The organism is Pseudomonadota bacterium, assembly GCA_010028905.1.
Taxonomy (GTDB): Bacteria; Vulcanimicrobiota; Xenobia; order RGZZ01; family RGZZ01; genus RGZZ01.
On the sequence record RGZZ01000657.1, the window covers coordinates 1 to 2271 of the forward strand.

The following is a 2271-nucleotide window of genomic DNA, read 5'->3' on the forward strand; positions in this document are numbered from 1 at the left end:
TCGAGCTCGCCGTGGGCGTTCCAGCGCACGAGGTCTCCGGTTCGGTACATGCGGGCGCCCGGTTCGGGACTGAACGGGTCGGCGACGAAGCGCTCCGCGGTCAGGCCGGGGCGGCGTGCGTATCCTCGCCCGACCTGGAAGCCTCCCAGGTGCAGCTCGCCAGGGAGCCCGACGGGCGTGAGCTCCCCGTGGACGTCGAGGACATACGCCATTGTGTTGTCGACGGGCACGCCGATGGGAACAGAGGGTCGCTGCCGATCGGGGCTGCAGGTGTAGGTCGTGACGTGGACGGCGGCTTCGGTGGGGCCGTAGAGGTTGTGGAGCGTGATATGGGGGAGTCGCTCAGTGACGGTGCGTGAGGCTGTGACAAGCAGCTCCTGGCCGCTGCAGACGATGTCCTCGAGCAAGGGGAGGAGGGGTGAATCCGCGAGAGGGAGGGCTGCGGTGAAGTGCTCGAGCATGGGGGGAACGAAGTGCACGGTTGTGATCTGTTGCTCGTTCACGGTGGCATAGATGGCGACGGGGTCACGGTGTGCATCGGGTCTGGCGATGACGAGGGTGGCTCCCTCGCGCAGGGGCAGCAGAAGCTCACAGACCGAGACGTCAAAGGTGATGGGGGTCTTCTGCAGGACGCGGTGCATGCTGTTCAACGCGAGGTAGCGCTGCATCCACACGAGCTGGTTGACGATGCTGTGGTGCTCGATGCCCGCGCCCTTCGGGGTTCCGGTCGACCCAGAGGTGTAGATGACATAGGCAAGGCTGCGTGCGGAGCGCCCGCTGACGATGGGGGTCGCGCGAGGCATGCGTGCATGGATCTCCTGGGTGGACGGGGCGTCCAGCGCGACCACGGGAACTTCCTCGCGGGCGGCACCGCGGGTTCGTTCGTGATGCGCTTGCTGGGTGAGCACGACGGCCGCTTCGCTGTCGTTCAGCGTGAGGGCAAGGCGCGCCTCGGGCCAGCTGGGGTCGAGGGGAACGTAGGCGCCGCCGGCCTTTAGCGTGGCGAGGATGGCGATGAGCAGCTCGAGGCTGCGGTCCATGACGATGGCCACGCGGTCCTCTGGCTGCACACCGAGCGTGATGAGGTGGTGCGCGAGTCGGTTTGCGCGCGCGTTGAGCGCTCCGTAGGTGAGGGCGCGATCTTCGAAGACGAGTGCGACCGCATGGGGGTGTAGCGCGGCCTGGTCTTCGAACGCCTCTTCAACGTTGGACAGGAGTGCCTCGTTGGCGGTCAGCGGGATGTTCCCCATCTGGTGAACGGTGGCGATGTCGGCGGCGGTGGCGAGGCGCAGCCTGGCTATCGGGCGCGTTGCGTTCTCGACGATCTGCTCGAGGAGATGGAGGTAGTGACGGACCAATGACGCTGCGGTGTCGTGCTCGAACAGATCGGTGGCGTACACAGCGGTGCACTCGAGGGTGCCTTCCTTTTCGAAGACGTGTACCTCGAGATCGAAGCGCACCATGGCCTGAGAAGCCGCAAAGCCCGTGACAAGCAGATCGGCGAGCCTGAATCTGTCGAAACGGGCGTTCTGCAGCGCGAACAACACCTGTACGATGGGCTGAACGTCGGTTCTGCGCTCGGGCTTGAGCTCTGCCACGATCTTCTCGAAGGGCAGATCTTGATGGGTGTAGGCCTCGAGACAGACGCGGCGGGTTTGTTCCAGCACCTCGATGAAGGTCGGGCTGCCCGAGAGATCGCTTCGAAGGGCGAGGGTGTTCACGAAGAAGCCGATAAGGCCTTCGATCTCGGGCACCACGCGGTTTGCCACAGGGGAGCCGATGACGAGGTCGTCACTTCCGCTCCACCGCTGCATGAGCACGGCGAAGGCGGCGCGAAGAACCATGAAGAGGCTGGCGTCGCTCGCCTTGGCGAGCGCGTTGAGGCGTGTCGTGAGCGTTGCGCTGATCGTGGTTGTAACCATTCCCGCGCGATAGGTCGGGCGAGTGGGGCGCGGGTGATCGTAGGGGAGCTCGAGCAGCGGTGGGGCCCCGTCGAGATGCGCCTTCCACCAGTCGGTCTGGCGCTCGAGGTCGGCCCCCGTGAGCCAATCGCGCTGCCAGCGGGCGAAGTCGGCGTACTGCACAGAGAGGGGGGCGAGCGTCGGCGCCTGGTTCTGGCTGAACGCGCCGTAGAGCGCGTCGATCTCGCGTGAGAGCACGCCCATCGACCACCCGTCAGAGGCGATGTGGTGCATGGTGATGGTCAGCACGTGATCGTGCGCCGCCAGGCGCAGCAGGCGCGCGCGAATGGGCCAGTCAGCAGCGAGGTCG

At 66.0% G+C, this 2271-nt stretch carries 1 protein-coding gene; it reads right to left on the reverse strand.

The window, feature by feature from the left end:
* Positions 1-2271, reverse strand: a 2271-nt coding sequence (locus EB084_24015; protein NDD31329.1) for an amino acid adenylation domain-containing protein, incomplete at both ends; no start/stop codon positions are given.